Annotated in this window: 15 protein-coding genes and 1 riboswitch; of the genes, 7 read left to right on the forward strand and 8 right to left on the reverse strand. The window is 64.6% G+C overall.

What is annotated here, in order from left to right:
* The 5 genes from Y708_RS24320 to Y708_RS0110750 all read right to left on the reverse strand — a co-directional run.
* Positions 1-769: sulfate/molybdate ABC transporter ATP-binding protein (locus Y708_RS24320; RefSeq protein WP_051478895.1), on the reverse strand; the 769-nt coding region annotated here is incomplete at its 3' end.
* The gene (locus Y708_RS0110735; RefSeq protein ID WP_028279940.1) at positions 766-1566 is read right to left on the reverse strand and encodes an ABC transporter permease; all 801 of its coding nucleotides are present in this window, start codon (positions 1564-1566) and stop codon (positions 766-768) included. The genes Y708_RS24320 and Y708_RS0110735, both read right to left, overlap by 4 nt.
* The gene (modA, locus tag Y708_RS0110740; RefSeq protein WP_035775965.1) at positions 1563-2351 is read right to left on the reverse strand and encodes a molybdate ABC transporter substrate-binding protein; all 789 of its coding nucleotides are present in this window, start codon (positions 2349-2351) and stop codon (positions 1563-1565) included. Before modA ends, Y708_RS0110735 begins: the two co-directional genes overlap by 4 nt.
* Before the next feature lies 1 nt (position 2352).
* Positions 2353-2754, reverse strand: a complete 402-nt coding sequence (locus Y708_RS0110745; RefSeq protein ID WP_028279942.1) for a TOBE domain-containing protein — start codon at positions 2752-2754, stop codon at positions 2353-2355.
* Between the two features lie 58 nt (positions 2755-2812).
* Positions 2813-3391, reverse strand: coding sequence for a YdcF family protein (locus Y708_RS0110750; RefSeq protein ID WP_216699773.1), 579 nt, complete (start codon positions 3389-3391; stop codon positions 2813-2815).
* Positions 3392-3620: 229 nt separating this feature from the next.
* Between Y708_RS0110750 and Y708_RS0110755 the strand changes: the two genes are divergently transcribed.
* The 6 genes from Y708_RS0110755 to Y708_RS0110780 all read left to right on the forward strand — a co-directional run bounded on the left by Y708_RS0110755 (position 3621) and on the right by Y708_RS0110780 (position 8026).
* Positions 3621-4187 carry a YceD family protein gene (locus tag Y708_RS0110755; RefSeq protein WP_028279944.1) on the forward strand — a complete coding sequence of 189 codons (567 nt, stop codon included), beginning with the start codon at positions 3621-3623 and terminating at the stop codon, positions 4185-4187.
* Positions 4188-4189: 2 nt separating this feature from the next.
* Positions 4190-4393: a 50S ribosomal protein L32 gene (gene rpmF / locus Y708_RS0110760; RefSeq protein WP_028279945.1), complete on the forward strand. Its 204-nt coding sequence runs from the start codon at positions 4190-4192 to the stop codon at positions 4391-4393.
* 67 nt (positions 4394-4460) lie between these two features.
* Positions 4461-5216, forward strand: coding sequence for a ribonuclease III (gene rnc, locus Y708_RS0110765; protein WP_028279946.1), 756 nt, complete (start codon positions 4461-4463; stop codon positions 5214-5216).
* 6 nt (positions 5217-5222) lie between these two features.
* The gene (gene mutM, locus Y708_RS0110770) at positions 5223-6281 is read left to right on the forward strand and encodes a bifunctional DNA-formamidopyrimidine glycosylase/DNA-(apurinic or apyrimidinic site) lyase (protein WP_028279947.1); all 1059 of its coding nucleotides are present in this window, start codon (positions 5223-5225) and stop codon (positions 6279-6281) included.
* 179 nt (positions 6282-6460) lie between these two features.
* Positions 6461-6760 (forward strand): hypothetical protein, encoded by a 300-nt coding sequence (locus Y708_RS24325; RefSeq protein WP_051478897.1) that lies wholly within the window; start codon positions 6461-6463, stop codon positions 6758-6760.
* Positions 6761-6899: 139 nt separating this feature from the next.
* Positions 6900-7093, forward strand: a riboswitch (cyclic di-AMP (ydaO/yuaA leader).
* Between the two features lie 3 nt (positions 7094-7096).
* Complete coding sequence (locus Y708_RS0110780; protein ID WP_028279948.1) at positions 7097-8026, forward strand: LysM peptidoglycan-binding domain-containing protein; 930 nt, start codon at positions 7097-7099, stop codon at positions 8024-8026.
* Between the two features lie 85 nt (positions 8027-8111).
* On the opposite strand, the gene Y708_RS0110785 is transcribed toward Y708_RS0110780, so the two are convergent.
* From Y708_RS0110785 to Y708_RS0110795, 3 genes are read right to left on the reverse strand one after another with little or no spacing between them, the layout of a single operon-like run.
* Positions 8112-9089: an NAD-dependent epimerase/dehydratase family protein gene (locus tag Y708_RS0110785; RefSeq protein WP_028279949.1), complete on the reverse strand. Its 978-nt coding sequence runs from the start codon at positions 9087-9089 to the stop codon at positions 8112-8114.
* Complete coding sequence (locus Y708_RS0110790) at positions 9086-11695, reverse strand: alpha/beta fold hydrolase (protein ID WP_028279950.1); 2610 nt, start codon at positions 11693-11695, stop codon at positions 9086-9088. The genes Y708_RS0110785 and Y708_RS0110790 overlap by 4 nt, the downstream gene beginning before the upstream one ends.
* Positions 11689-12711, reverse strand: a complete 1023-nt coding sequence (locus Y708_RS0110795) for a 3-oxoacyl-ACP synthase III (RefSeq protein WP_028279951.1) — start codon at positions 12709-12711, stop codon at positions 11689-11691. Before Y708_RS0110795 ends, Y708_RS0110790 begins: the two co-directional genes overlap by 7 nt.
* A gap of 239 nt (positions 12712-12950) precedes the next feature.
* Here Y708_RS0110795 and Y708_RS31020 point away from each other — a divergent pair.
* Positions 12951-15196: chromosome segregation SMC family protein (locus Y708_RS31020; RefSeq protein WP_253905771.1), on the forward strand; the 2246-nt coding region annotated here is incomplete at its 3' end.

A 15196-nucleotide genomic window follows, 5' to 3' on the forward strand; every position in this document is an offset into this window, starting at 1 on the left:
CGGCGGAAGCGGCCAGCCGAATCCCTTCTGGAGTAGCCAGGCCTCCCTGGACCGTCGTCCCAGTGAGCATGTTGAGCCCAGCCAGCCCCGCAGCGAAGGTGCTGCGCGGCTGCTCGAGCACAGCACGGGTGGGGCCTTCCTCTATGATGCGACCCTTGTCCAGCACTACCACCCGGTCCGCCAGCATCAGTGCGTCGAGTACATTGTGGGTCACGATGACGGCGCTGCGCCCTTCCAGGACCCGCCGGAGGGTCCTGCGCAGGGCCGGTGTCACAGCAATGTCCAGTGATGCCATTGGCTCATCGAGAAGGAGCAGGCGTGGTTCGGCCGCAAGGGCGCGGGCAACGGCGACGCGCTGCGCCTGCCCGCCGGATAGCTGCGCCGGCCGTTTTTCCGCAAGGTTCAGGGCTTCCACTTCGCTAAGCCAGTGCTGTGCGGCCTGCCTCGATGCGGCCCTGGAAGCGCCGGCGCTCCGCGGTCCAAAAGCCACGTTGTCCAGCACTGAGAGATGAGGAAAGAGCAGCGCCTCCTGCGCCAGCATTGCCACCCCGCGGGCATGCGGAGGCGTCCAGTTGCGGTCGTCAAAGAGGACGCGCCCTGCCAGGGAGGACGCGCCGTCGTCGGCCTTGATTAACCCGGCAATGAGGCCAAACAGCGTGGACTTACCCGCACCATTTGGCCCCATCACAGCAACGGTTTCGCCGGGCGCAACACTGAACTCCAGGTCGAACCCCCGGGCGCGCACGCGGGCGTTAAACGTCAGGCTCATGGGATCCGTCTACCGTCCTGCACCCGGTGGGCCACGCCAACCACAAGCACAGCAACAACCACCAGTACCAGGGACAGTGCGACGGCGGCATCGGGGTCGGTTTCGCGCTGCAGGTAGATTTCAAGCGGCAGGGTGCGCGTGACCCCTTCAAGGCTGCCCGCAAAGGTGAGCGTGGCACCGAATTCGCCGAGGGCCCGCGCGAAGGACAGCACCGCGCCGGATACCAGCCCTGGCAGAACCAGGGGCAGGGTGACCCGCCGCAGCACGGTGGTGGGACGTGCGCCGAGCATGGAAGCTACCGCTTCATAGCGGTTGCCTGCGGACCGGATGGCGCCCTCAAGGCTCAGCACGAGGAAGGGGAGCGCCACAAACGTCTGGGCGATGATGACGGCGGCGGTTGAGAAAGCGATGTCCACACCGATGACGTCGAGGGACCCGCCCAGCAGCCCCTGACGCCCAAACGTGTACAGCAGCGCTATGCCGCCCACCACCGGCGGCAGCACGAGTGGAAGGAGCACGAGCGCCCGCAGGATCCGCTGGCCCGGGAAGGAACTGCGTGCCAGCACCAGCGCCATGGGCACCCCGAACAGCACGCAAAGGGCCGTGCTGGCAGCGGACGTTTGCAGGCTCAGTAACAGCGCCGACTGCGAGGATTCCGAGGTGATCAGCGGTATGAACTGTCCCCAGTTGACCCGCAGCACCACAGCGGCCAGCGGTATCAGAATGAAGAGCGCACCGGCTCCGGCAACCAGATAGATCCACCGGGGAACGGCCGAATAAGCGCTTCCGCCGCTCACGGTGACGGCGGTCCAAAGCCCGCGGCGGCCAGGATTGTCTGTCCACCCTCTCCGGTCACCAGTTCGATAAATGCCTCTGCCAGATCCGTGTTTCCGTCCACCACCGGGGCCAAAGGGTAGGTGTTGACCGCTTCAGCTGACTCGTCGAAGGCTATGCCTTCGACGGCGTCGCTGGCCGCCGAGACATCGGTGACATACACAAGTCCCGCATCGGCCTCGCCTGAGGTCACCTTGCCGAGCACATCGGTGACCGAGGACTCCTCGCTGACCGCGCTGATATCCACGCCGGCTGCCTGCTCGACCTTGACAGTTGCTGTGCCGCACGGAACCTGCGGCGCACAGATGACCACCTTGTTGGCGGGGTCGACGAGGTCTTCCAGGCTGGTGACTCCGGCAGGGTTACCGGCCGGTACGGCGATCATCAGGGTGTTGGTTGCGAAGTCCACGGGAGCGCCGAGAACCAACCCGGCTTCGATCAGCTTGTCCATGTTGCTGGTGTCCGCGGAGGCAAAGACGTCGGCCGGTGCCCCTGCCGTTATCTGTGTGACCAGATCCGATGATCCGGCGAAGCTCAGTTGAACCGAGGCATCCGGATGCCGAGCTTCAAACTCCTCGGCGATCTGCGTGAACGTGTCGGTCAATGACGCCGCGGCGAACACGGTGAGCGTTCCGCTCAGCCTGCCCGCCGTCGTGCTGTTGTCTTCTTGCGGTGCGCCGCAGGAGGCCGTGCCGGTGAGGAGGACGACGACGGCGGCCGCCCTGCCGAACGCGCGGATGGATGCCACTCTAGGACTTTCCGTCAGGGGTCTGGATGATGACTGTGGTGGCCTTGATGACCGCGACCGCTACCGAGCCCGGCTCGATGCCAAGGTCCCGGACGGCGTCTGAGCTCATCAGCGAGACCACGCGGTGCGGACCGCACTGCAGCTCGACCTTGGCCATCACCTTGTCGGTGACCACCTCCGTGACCAGTCCCACGAAACGGTTGCGGGCGGAGCTTGCCATGTTCGAGGGGTCGTCGGGGAGTACTGCCCGCTCACGGGCGAGGGTGGCCAGTTGCAGACCGTCCAGTACCGTGACGCCCGCCGACTTGGTGCTGGTGAGGGTGCCGTCGTCGATCCATCGCCGGACCGTGTCATTGCTGACCCCGAGGAACTGTGCGGCTTCGCGCACACGTATCTGCGTCATGCAGAGAAGAATACAGCAGCATATGCGTGTGCTGGGGCTCCTGGGGCTCCTTGGGCTGCTAGATGGGGTTGGCGCAGGCCGGCCGGACCAATCCCGCGGCGACTCCGACGCCCTCTTCAATAAACCGGGGGAGCCAGCCAAGGACTCCCAGAGAGGGTGAGGACGCGTTCATGACAATCTCTGCGTCCGAGCACTGCTCCAGATGCAGATTGGCACGTAGCGCGTGGTACCTGGAGGTCACCACCAGTACCCGGTCCCAGCCGCGGTCCTCCGCCAGCCTGGCAACTGCCCGCGCTTCGCCACGAGTGGTCAACTGCTCCGGCCTGAAGCAGACAATGGACGCGCGGTGCGGGCGGTTGCAGAGCCGATCAGCGTCCAAGTTGCCGGGGGTATCCGTATGGGAGAGCACCAGCACCGGTGCCAGGCCATCCTGAACAAGTTGCCTACCCACCGGCAGCCGCTCGGAGCTGGCGCCGCCCAGTACCACCACCGCGTCGGCGGGGGTCGGTTCCCACAGCGGCGGGTTGGAAAACAGCGAATAAGATGCCAACCACCAAAAGACCACCAGTACCCCAGCGGACACAGCCGCCCGCAGCGCCGTCCGCTTTCGGTCTGTCCCTACGCGTAGTTGCCCCACGCGCTCCAGCCTACGGTCTGTTGTCCTGTTCGCCCGTCCTGTTTGGATCCCCGTGTCATCCGTGGTGAGCTTGATGCAGGTCCCGCATCGCGCCGTCGTCGTCATTCAGGCTGTTGGCAGGCGGCTGATACCAAGTGTTGGTTTGGGGTAGGGACGCAGTTCAGGCTAGGATGATACGTCGGTCATATGTTCTACAGGAGTCCCAATTAAGAGCGATCTCAGTTCGCCCTTGACATTCAATGTCAAGGACCTCGGGCGCAGCCCGGGAAGCATGCGGACAATCGAAGAACATGTACCCGCACCGAAGGATTTCGGTGTGGCGCTCATTGGCGTTCAGGAAGGTTCCGGGATGGAACTGGACCTGAGGTTTGAGGCCGTACATGAGGGAATCCTGGTATCGGGAAGCGCGGACGTCGAGATAACCGGCGAATGCGGACGGTGCCTGGATCCCATCAAGTACGGCAGCAGTGTCGATGTACAGGAACTTTTCTACTACGGCGACTCCCAGTGGGCCGCCGAGGTTGAGGAAGAACAACAGCACAGGGTTGAGAATGACGTCGTCAATCTTGAGCCGGTGTTGCGGGACGCAGTGGTTACGTCGCTGCCGTTCCAGCCGGTGTGCCGGGAGGACTGCCAGGGATTGTGTGCCGAATGCGGCGCACGGCTCGAGGACGATCCAGGTCACCACCATGAGGTTTTGGATCCTCGCTGGGCAGCCCTTTCGGGGCTGGCCGGCACTGCCGGATCAAGCGATCCGGCAAAAAGTACAGAGTCTGTCGAGAGAGAAGAGAGTTAGTCGTGGCTGTTCCCAAGCGGAAAATGTCCCGCTCGAATACACGTGCACGCCGGTCCCAGTGGAAGGCAACTGCGCCCAAACTGGTCAAGACCGTGGAGAACGGCCGCGTTACCTACAGCCTGTCGCACCAGGCAAAGGTAGTCACCGACTCCGCAGGCACCGCACTGTTCCTTGAGTACAAGGGACGCAAGGTAGCCGACGTCTAACGACCGCTGTGCGTCCCTTTATCTGTCGGGATGCTTGCAGCGCTCTTATGTGTATGCGTAAGTAGACGTGGCTAGTACAGAAGAGCTTTTGGAGCGTCTCGGTGTCAGTATTGACGCCGGGACGCTTCGTCTTGCCCTGACCCACCGGTCCTTCGCTTACGAGCAGGGCGGTATCCCCACCAATGAACGCCTCGAGTTTCTCGGCGATTCGGTGCTGGGCCTCTCCGTGACCGAGGCCCTCTACCGGGATAACCCCGACCTTCCGGAGGGCGAGCTCGCAAAACGACGATCATCGGTGGTCAGCACGCGTGCCCTCGCCGACATTGCCCGGCAGCTTGGACTGGGGCAGCACATCCTGCTTGGCCAGGGGGAGAAGCTGACCAACGGTTGGGACAAATCGTCCATTCTCGCAGACACCATGGAAGCTGTGATCGGCGCAACCTACCTCTCCAATGGGATCGAGGTTGCGCGCGGGATGGTTATGCGGCTTATCGGACCGGTTCTTGCCGACTCCGCTGCCATGGGCGCGGGAACCGATTGGAAGACCAACATTCAGGAGATTGCGGCGGCGCGCCGTATGGGAACCATCGACTATAAGGTCTCCGGATTCGGTCCCGACCATGACCGGCGGTTCGAGGCAATCCTCACCATCGGCGGAGACTCCTTTGGCGCAGGGTCCGGCCACTCCAAAAAGGAAGCCGAGCAGGAAGCAGCTTCCGCATCCTGGAAACTGCTTCGGGACGCCAAGGCCGGGTGCACAATCGATGTCGACGATGCCGCCGCCGACGGCGAGCCGATGCGTCGCTCGGCCGATTCGCGCTGACTGTTCATGCCCGAGCTTCCTGAAGTTGAGGTGGTTCGCCGCGGTCTGGGCAGCTGGGTACGGGGACGGATCATCGAAGATGTCCAGGTTCTTGATCCCCGTTCCATCCGGCGCCATTCCCTGGGAGCCCAGGACTTCCGCGGAAACCTGATGGGTGCGCGGGTGGTGGATGCCGTGCGGCGGGGAAAGTTCTTGTGGATGCCGCTGGAACCATCTGGATCGACTCTCCCCAAACTGCCGTTCTCAGGGCAAAATCCGGCTGGGAAGGGCCATTTGGGGAGAGTCGATGCAACGCACGCGCCGGGCACGCCCGACACACCCGGTGTGCAGCCTTCGGTGGCCCTGATGGCTCATCTCGGCATGAGTGGGCAGCTGCTGGTCGAGGGTGCCGGCGCCGCGGATGAGAAGCATCTGAAGGTGCGCTTCACGCTCTCGCCCGCGACAGACGTAGAGCTGGGGGAGCTGCCGAGGGAGTTGAGGTTTGTGGACCAGCGGATTTTCGGGGGCCTGTTTGTCACCGGAATGGTGCCCACGGCAGACGGGCAGCCCGGGGGTCTCGGCGAGAGCCCGCTGCCGCTCATCCCCGTGGAGGCAGCCCACATTGCCCGTGACCCGCTTGACCAGGCCTTCTCCTTTGATGAGTTCTTCAGGCGTCTCCGGGCCAGGAAAACCGGCATCAAGAGGGCTATTCTCGATCAGTCGCTGGTTTCCGGAGTGGGAAACATCTATGCGGATGAGGCCCTGTGGGCTGCCAAACTCCACTTTGCCCGCGCCGCGGACAAGCTGCGCCGCGCGGATGCTTTGCGCCTCATCGAGGCGTGCCGGTCAGTGATGGAACGTGCCCTCGAAGCAGGCGGTACGAGTTTTGATTCCCTGTATGTAAACGTCAATGGAGCGTCAGGCTATTTTGAGCGGTCCCTTAACGCCTATGGCAGGGAAACCCAGCCGTGCCGCCGGTGTGCGGTGAGCGGGCTGATATCGCCGATACGGCGGGACATCTTCATGAACCGATCCTCCTACACGTGTCCGCACTGCCAGCCGATACCGCGCAACGCACGCTGGTAGCGCCGTCGTCGTTCCTTTGTGGAACTTTCATGCACTTAGCGCGGGTTCGCCCCGCTCGAAGTCACCTGAAATGCCCGAATCTTCCCGAGACTCGGCTCTTTCCGAGGCCCGGCGTGACAAAAGTAAGCAGACTGACTAGATTCGAAGGCAAGTAACAATCGCAACGTCAGGAGCAGCACATGAAGAACAAACTCATTTTCGCGGCGGGCCTCGCAGCAGGTTACGTTCTGGGTTCGCGTGCGGGCCGGAGCAGCTACGAAGAACTCAAAATCAAGGCTCAGGAATTGTGGAACAACCCCAAAGTTCAGGAGACCGTTTCCGATGCAACTGAAGCTGTCAAGGCCAAGGCACCGGAGGTCCAGGCGCAGGCTGAGCACGCGGTGAAGAAGGCGCAGGAAACGCTCTCCGGTGCTATGCACCGGAACGAAAAATCAGCAAACACAGACGCAGACAACCCGACGGACCAGTACAAGATCTAGTGGGAAACAGCCGGAGATTCGACGGCGGGGTGGTCGGGGGAGCGCGGCGGCGCCCGATGTCGGCGTGACCGGAATGTGACAAACATTCGAATCGAATGTAACGTTATTGTCACGCCGTGATCTTCATGTCCCGGCGTCCTCGGGTAGATTGCCAAATCCTGCCGCTACTGCGAGGTCCGTTCGCTACACATCCGGCAGGAGCGGGGGAACCAGTAGTGGGCTTCGCAAGAAGTCCTTGGGGTTAAGACGCACGAGGCATCGAAAGATATTTTGCGTCCGGGTGGCTCCCATCCGAATCCGACAGCTAACTTCGCAGGCATTGGGAGAGGCTCAATCATGTCCAGGAACCGTCATATCGCGCGCCACCGCGCAACTCCGGCAAGCCCGCTGAAGACACTGTCGCAAGCGGTTACATCGCACGCCGGATCAATCGGCCGCCCCGCAGCCGTTGTGGTCGCAGCGTCCGGTCTGATGCTTGGTGGTGTCGCATTGCCCGCAAACGCGGGAACAACCGCACCTGTCCAGCAGGCAACCGCTGCCACCGAGGTCGCCCCGGCTCAGAGCGCGGCGCCAGCTGCCGCGCCCTCGGCGCAGACCGCATCGGCGTCCGCTGCCGCCACACACACCGTCCAGTCAGGTGACACTCTCGGAAGCATTTCATCCAACTATGGCGTGAGCCTGGAAGCAATCTTCGCTGCCAACGGCCTGGGCTGGGATTCTGTCATCTACCCGGGTGATGTCATTGCACTCTCCGGCGGTGCAGGTGCTGCCCCGTCGGCTCCGGCACCCCAGGCGCAGGCTGCTCCGGCACCTCAAGCACAGTTGGCGCCAGCGCCGGCTGAGGTGGCACCAGCACCGGCTGATTCCAGCACCATGGGAATCACCACGGCGTCCAGCAACATCACGGTCGCTAGCTATTCAGCGCCGGCATCCTCGGGCAAGGCTGCGACGATTGCCGCCGCCGCCCAAAGCCAGGTTGGTGTTAGCCAAGACTGCACCAAGCTGGTCACCAATGCCTTGGCTGCGGCTGGCATTAACTTCCATGACTGGCCAGCCGGATACTTGTCTCTTGGCAGCACTGTCAGTGAAGGTCAGGCTGTTCCCGGCGATCTGGTCTACTACGCGGACGGCGGTGCCGGTGTGGCTCACATCGGTGTCTACATCGGCGGTGGCCAGGCTGTGCACGGCGGCTTCAACGGTAACCAAACCGTTGTAGCGCCGGTTCATCTCGGTTCCGGTCCGGTCTTCATCCACGTAGGCGGCTAAGAAACCACAGCAACGCTCCCGCACATTTTGTTGGCAAGAACCCGAGTTTCGGGCCAGTCCACAAAATGTGCGGGAGCGTCTCGCGTTAAGCGGTGGAGCCGCCGTAGTGGCCCGCCAGTTGGGCAAAGCCTTCGTCGAGGGATACTTCGGGTGCCCAGTCCAACAGCGCCTGGGTGCGGCGTTGATCAAACCAGTGTGCCGTGGACAATTGTTCGGCGAGGAACCGCGTCATGGGTGGTTCCCTGTCGGGCGCCGCGAGCCGCCACAGGTTCTCGGCGAGATTTCCGCCCATCCGGCCGACAGACGCCGGCACACTGCGGCGGGGTTCCCGGACGCCTCCCGCGCGGCAGATAGCGGCCAGCAGCTCACCGATCGGCCGCGGTTCACCATTGGACACCACCACGGCCTGCCCGCCGACATACTCAATCCGGGTCAGTGCTGCAACAATGGCCGACGCCGCGTTATCGACATACGTAGTGTCCACCAGAGCCGTGCCGCCGCCCAGCAGCGGCAACCGGCCCGCCTTGGCCCGCTGCAGCACCCGCCCCACCAACTGCGTGTCGCCAGGGCCCCAGACAATGTGCGGCCGCACCGCCGAGACCCGGAAATTTCCAGAGTCCGCTGCGAGCGCCAGCAGTTCCGCCGCCGCTTTGGTCCGTGCGTAATTACCGCGGGCATGGCTGGGGCTGGCAGGTTCTGCTCCTGCCCCCACTATCGAGAAGCCGGCGTGAGCCACAGATGGTGACGAGACAAACACAAACGCGCGGGCACCGGCGTCGTGCGCCTCTGCCAGCAAACGCCGCGTACCTTCGACGTTCACTGCCTCAAACTCGGCTGTGGGGCCACTGACTGACACCTTGGCCGCAAGGTGGATGACAGCGTCGACCCCCTGGACCGCGCGGCGCACGTCAACGGTTTCGGTCAATGAGCCGGCCACGTCCGCGGCGCCGGCCACCGAAGAGGGGCGTCGCTGGAATGTCCGCACCGTATGGCCGCCGTCCACCAGCAGGGTTGCCACTGCCCGGCCCAGCAGCCCACTGGCCCCCGTGACGAGCACTGTCACAGCGCGCCTGTCCTGCCGCCCCCGAGCACTCCGGCGGCCCATGCGGCAACCCGGGACCGGTCAATCTTTGCATTGTGCCGGATATCCGTGGGGAGCGACGGCACCACCAGTACCGCGGCCAACGGGATACCCGCGGAGCGTGCCGCGCCGCGCACCGCCTGGGACAGCCGTGCGTTCGCCAGCCCGGGCTTCCGCACGCTTGGTACGGGTTCGACGACGGCTACCACTGCCTGCGTCCCGGGAGGACCCACACCGACGACGGCGGCAAGCGCCACCTGCTCAACGGCCTCGATTGCCTGCTCAAGACCGACAGGCGTCACGATTCCGGCCGGTGAGGTGATAATATGACCGAGTCTGCCCTCCACCCAAAGCCTTCCGGCGGCGTCGAAATGGCCAACATCCCCGGTCCGGTGCCAGCCACTGTTTCGGGAACTGTCCTGCTCAGTGAGCCAGAGGCGATGGTAGCGGTCCTTCACGTGGGCGGCCCGGACAAGGATTTCGCCCGTAATCCCAGGGTCATGAGTTGGCTCGTCCTCCGCGGTGCCCAAGCCGTCCAGCGCACTGACCATTACCTCGGCTCCGTGTACGGGGAGCCCCACGCAGACCCCGTTGCCAGCGCCTTGGACCGTCGACGCATCCGCTGACGCTTCCCGGATCGACGCCAGGTCTATGTCAGTTACGGGCAACGCTTCAGTCATTCCGTACGGGGTGTGGAGGGACGCGTTCGGCACCAGGCCCTGTAACCGGCCAAGGAGCGGTTCGGGAACGGGTGCCCCGGCGGAGAGCAGCACGCCAACCTCACCGAGCGCAGCACGGCCATCGGGCGTGAGGTCATCCGACGTCGACAGCACGTTGCGCAGCGCCGCGGGGGAGGCAAAGACAACTGTTGCGCTGATGGCCGCGGCCGCATCGGCGAGGGCCTGCGCGGTGAGTGTCCGGGGCGCGGTGACGTCCATGTCGGGCGTGACCGACGCCGTCCCGAGAGCGGGTCCTAGAAGCGCAAACGGAGCAAACCCGGCCACCAGGGCGCTGCCGGGACGGATACCGAAGGTTGTGGCGAGGGTGTCCCGCATGGCGGCAAGCTGCCGGTGGGTGTAGACCACACCCTTGGCCGGTCCGGTGGAGCCGGAAGTGAAGAGGATCGCCGCGTCAGCATCGGCGTGGGGTTCCGGTGCGGTAAACGGCCCGCGTTCGAGCGAGGTCAACTGCTCCAGCGAATGCGACACACCCAAAAGCCGCTTGTGGGGCGCGGGCAGTTCCGTCAGGCTGATGCGGATACCCGGCCAGCCGAAGAGCCGTGCGGCGGTAAGGGCCTTTCCGATCCCCACCAGGAAATCGGGAACAGCGCCTTTAACCGCGCGGCTGAGTCCCTTAGCGCCGAGCCCTGCATCGGCCACGACAATTATTGCGCCAAGACGCAGGCACGCGTAGATCAGCACCGTCAAGGCGATGCCCGGGGGCACCATCAGGCTGACGCGGCTCCCGCTGCGGACACCGATGGAAGCGAGGGACGAGGCCAGACCCTCCACCCGCTGCTGCAGTTCGGCCCAGGTCAGGGATTCTGTCACGGCGCCGTCTCTGCCCATGTCGGCAACCGCAAGTGACCCCGCGTCCATACCGCCGGCCCTCACACCAAGCTGGTGCCACAGCGGAAGGAAGCCGTCTGAGTGCTGGCGTAGGACGTGGTTGTCACTGCCGCGGTGCGTCTGTGCCAGCCAGGAAAATACCGGTGTGGCGATGTCGCGGTCCTCGGCCACCAGATGGCCGGCTCCTTCGAAGCGGTGGACATCGGCGTGGGGCAGCCGTCGCGTCAGGTCCTCCAGATAGGTGTCGGAGAAAATGGGGTCGGCCGGCCCCCAGAGCATCAGCGCGGGAACGCTGAGTGAGCGGATGCCCTCAGCGATCTCCTGGAGCGTCTCATAGCTCGGGTGGCTGGAATCCGCAGGAATATCCGCCACAAAGTTGGCGATGCCCTGACGACGGGACGCGCGGCCGTAAGGATCCCGGTAGGCGGCCCGGACGTCAGCAGGAAGGCGGGGCCTCGCCAGCGACAGTGTTGTGTCGAGGAACGCAGTGGTGCCGGACGTACCCACTTTGTGCACAGCTCCGTGCAGGGCCAGGCGCAGCGCGGCGGGAATCGGATCGTCCGGGTCCTGATGGATGGCGGTGTTGGTGAGGACCACCCCGGCCAGGTTTTCCCGGTTCCGGTGTGCGTAGCCCAGGCTCACCACGCCGCCCCAGTCATGCCCCACCGTCACCACCGGGCCGGCGAGCCCGACGGCGGCAGTAAAGTCCTCGAGGTCGCTTACCCGGTCGGCGAGCCGTCGAAAACGTCCCGTACGCTCCGAATAGCCCATATCAAGCTGGTCGACGGCGATGACCCGCCAACCTGCATCAGCGCCTGTCTGCAGCAGCGAGCGCCACAGGTAGGACCAGGTGGGGTTGCCATGAACGCACAGGAGCGTACCGTGCGGTTCGGCCGCGAGCGACGCCGAGTTGTCCAGATAGTGCCACCGGTTCACTGTTCCGTTCGGGTCGACGGAGGCGGTTGAGGGGACGTCGAGATGGGTCGACCACAATGGGTCGACGCCGGGAAGTGCTACCACGCAATCTCCAGCATGGCGGTGTTGAGGCCCGAGCCCACTCCCATGCACAGCACGCGGTCGCCACTGTTCAGTGTTTGTGCCTCTGCGGCGAGGGTCATTGGAAGCGATGCCGGTCCCACGTTGCCCCATTTCTGGAACGTCTGCGGGACGCGTTCAGGATCAAGGTTCACCGCTTCAATCATGGCTTTGGTGTGTGTGGTGCTGACCTGGTGGGTGATATACCGGTCCATCTCGGCCCAGTCCCAGTCCAGCTGTGCCTCGTTCCACGCGTCGACCACCAGTTCGAGTCCGCCGTCCAGCAGCCCCTGCGCATCCGTGTACATGCCGTCCAGCCCGCCTACGCACAACTCGTGATGTTCCGTGCCTGCACGTGCCACTCCGCCCAGGATGCGGTGCGATCCCGGGTGGGCGTCGGCCGGCCCAAGGATCGCGGCCGCAGCCCCGGAACCCAGGGTGAGGGTGGCGAACTCCTGCAGGAAACTGGTGCGGGTGGCCTCGGGGGAGTTCAGGCGCCGTAGGGTAGCCTCCTGGGTGGTCTGGGAGTCCTCGCCGTTGACAACCATCGCGTACTGGATCTGTCCTGCCTCGATCATGTTGGCTGCGAGGGTCATCCCGTTGACAAATCCCAGGCACGCGTTGGCGACGTCGAAATTCATTGCGGAGGATGGCAGTCCCAGCCCGTTGTGGATCTTCACTGCTACCGAGGGTTCGAGGTTGGTGCGGGTCACCGACGTGTTGATCAGCAGGCCGATCTGCGAGGCCTCAATACCCGAGGAGGCCAGCGCTTTGGCTCCGGCCTCAATGGCGGCGTCGTCGAACGCGGTTCCGGGTGCCCACCAGCGTCGCTCCGTAATTCCTGCGACCCGCTGCAACAAGCCCTTTGATAAGCGCAGACGCTTGAGGGCGGGTGCGAGGATGCGATCGAATTCAGAGGATGTGACAATGACCGGAGCCTCAACACTTTCCACCCCGAGGAGTGCCGTGTTGTGGTGTCGAAAGTTGAAATTGCCGGTCAATTTTCCTGCCTTGTCCGCTGTTCGGTGCACCGGGACCGTCAACGCTGGCCGGTGTTAGATGCCCTTTAGAGACTGCTAAGCATACTTCGGTTATCAAACGATCCTACGGAAAGCCTAGTTCCTCGTTGCCACCATGTGCACATTCAGTTGGCCATGATTGCGTGCACAATACTGCCGGGCGGGCGTTCAACCAAGTAGATTGAGGGAAAAAGATCCCCCGTTTGGAGAAACTGAGACCCGTGCACCTGAAAAGTCTAACCGTGCGGGGCTTCAAGTCATTCGCCTCTGCCACGACATTTGACTTTGAGCCCGGCGTCACGGCCGTGGTGGGACCCAACGGCTCGGGCAAGTCCAACGTGGTTGACGCGCTGGCCTGGGTGATGGGGGAGCAGGGCGCCAAGACCCTTCGGGGCGGGAAAATGGAGGATGTGATCTTCGCCGGCACGTCCGGTCGGCCGCCGCTTGGCAGGGCCCACGTGTCCCTGACCATTGACAATGCCGACGGCGCCCTGCCGATTGAATACTCCGAGGTGACCATCTCGCGCACCCTGTTCAGGACGGGCGGCTCCGAATACGCGATAAACGGCGCCAACTGCCGCCTACTGGACATTCAGGAGCTGCTCTCCGATTCCGGGCTGGGCCGTGAAATGCACGTCATTGTGGGGCAGGGACAACTCGACAAGGTGTTGCACGCCACGCCGGAAGACCGGCGCGGGTTCATCGAAGAAGCAGCAGGCATCCTGAAGCACCGGCGGCGCAAGGAGAAAACAGTCCGCAAGCTGGAGGCGATGCAGGCCAACCTGACCCGGCTGACGGACCTGACCGGGGAAATCCGCCGCCAGCTCACTCCGCTGGGCAAACAGGCGGACATTGCCCGCCGTGCCCAACAGGTCCAGTTTGAGGTCCGCGATGCGCGGGCACGGCTGCTTGCCGACGAACTGGTTCAACTCACCACCTCATGTGAGCAGGAGGCGGCGGATGAGACGGCATTGAAGGAACGCCGGGCCGAGGTGGAGAAACTGTTGGAGACGGGACGCACCCGACAGGCCGAGCTTGAACGGCTCGCGGCCGAGGCCACGCCCCGGCTCAATGCCTCACGCGACGCCTGGTATCGCCTCTCCTCCACCCGTGAGCGGTTCCGATCGCTGGGCAGCCTGGCAGCGGAACGACGGCGGCTGCTGGGTTCACTTGACGAGGGCGCCGCGGGTGCCGACACCGGCCGGGATCCGGACGAACTGGAGCGTCAGGCGGCGCAGGTCAGGGCGGAGCAGTCTGAGCTGCAGGAAAGCATCGGCGAGCGTCGCGAAGCTCTCGAAGACGCCGTCGAACAGCGCGGAGAGGCTGAAGACGCAGCCGCGGCCGAGGAGAAGCGGCTGGCATCCCTGCTGCGGGCGGCAGCAGACCGCCGCGAAGGAATGGCGCGGCTGGCGGGTCAGGTTGGCGCCGCCCGTTCGCGAGTTGAGTCGGCGGAGGCGGAATTGGGGCGCCTGCGCACTTCGGTCATTGATGTGGGGGAGCGCCGCAGCCAGGCGCAGGGGGATTTCGCTGCGCTGGAGTCGCAGGTGGCCGGAGCAGAGGAGGGCGAGGAAAGCCTGGACGCTGACTATGAGGAAGCGAATGGTGTCCTGGAGGCGGTTCTGGAGGAACTGGAAGGACTTGTCCGCCAGGAGCGCGAGGCCGAACGGGAGCGGGATTCCCTGCAGGCCCGCAGGGACGCCCTCCGGATGGGCCTCGAACGCCGCGATGGTTCGCGGGTACTGCTCGACGCCGGTATTGACGGCGTCCTGGGACCGGTAGCCGGGCTCATCAGCGTTGAATCCGGCTATGAGGCGGCCATCGCGGCCGCACTGGGTGCCGCGGCGGACGCTGTGGCGGTTGACGGGCTGCAGTCGGCAGGGCGGGCGCTGCGCCTGATGAAGGACGACGACGCCGGCCGGGTGGATCTGCTGATCGCCGGGACCTGCGGGCCCGGCACACCGGTGGACCTGCCGCCCGGCGCACGCGCCGCCGTCGACCTCGTGACTGCGCGCAACGGGCTGGAAGGGGCCCTACGCGCGCTGCTGGCGGGCGTCTTCGTTGTCGGCGATCTGGATGCCGCCGCAGACCTGGTGCGGGCGAATCCGGAACTGACCGCAGTCACGGATGACGGTGACGTCTTCACCGCCTTCTCGGTCCGCGGCGGATCGTCCAGCGCACCCGGCACCCTGGAGGTCCAGGCCGCGGTGGAAGAGACTACGCAGGCGCTTGGCGCGGCCTCGGCGCGGTTCGAGCAGGCCCGGTTTGGCATAGCGGGAGCCACCGCCCGCAGGGCTGAAGCGCAGTCCCGGGCGGACGCCGCGCTGGAACAACTGCATGACTCCGATGCACGGCTGGCCGCAGTGGCGGAGAAGCTGGGCCAATTGGGTTCGGTTCTGCGTTCAGCCACGGGCGAGACGGAACGGCTTACCCGGCTCGCCGAAGCCGCTGAGGCCAACCTTGCCGCTGA

The sequence above is a fragment of the Arthrobacter sp. H5 genome, from assembly GCF_000520595.1.
Taxonomy (GTDB): domain Bacteria; phylum Actinomycetota; class Actinomycetes; order Actinomycetales; family Micrococcaceae; genus Arthrobacter_D.

Excerpts from the sequence above, each read along its gene's own strand:
- mutM (WP_028279947.1), top strand. The coding sequence starts at position 5,223 with ATGCCCGAGCTTCCTGAAGTTGAGGTGGTTCGCCGCGGTCTGGGCAGC.
- Y708_RS0110780 (WP_028279948.1), top strand. The coding sequence starts at position 7,097 with ATGTCCAGGAACCGTCATATCGCGCGCCACCGCGCAACTCCGGCAAGC.
- Y708_RS0110745 (WP_028279942.1), bottom strand. The coding sequence starts at position 2,754 with ATGACGCAGATACGTGTGCGCGAAGCCGCACAGTTCCTCGGGGTCAGC.
- Y708_RS24325 (WP_051478897.1), top strand. The coding sequence starts at position 6,461 with ATGAAGAACAAACTCATTTTCGCGGCGGGCCTCGCAGCAGGTTACGTT.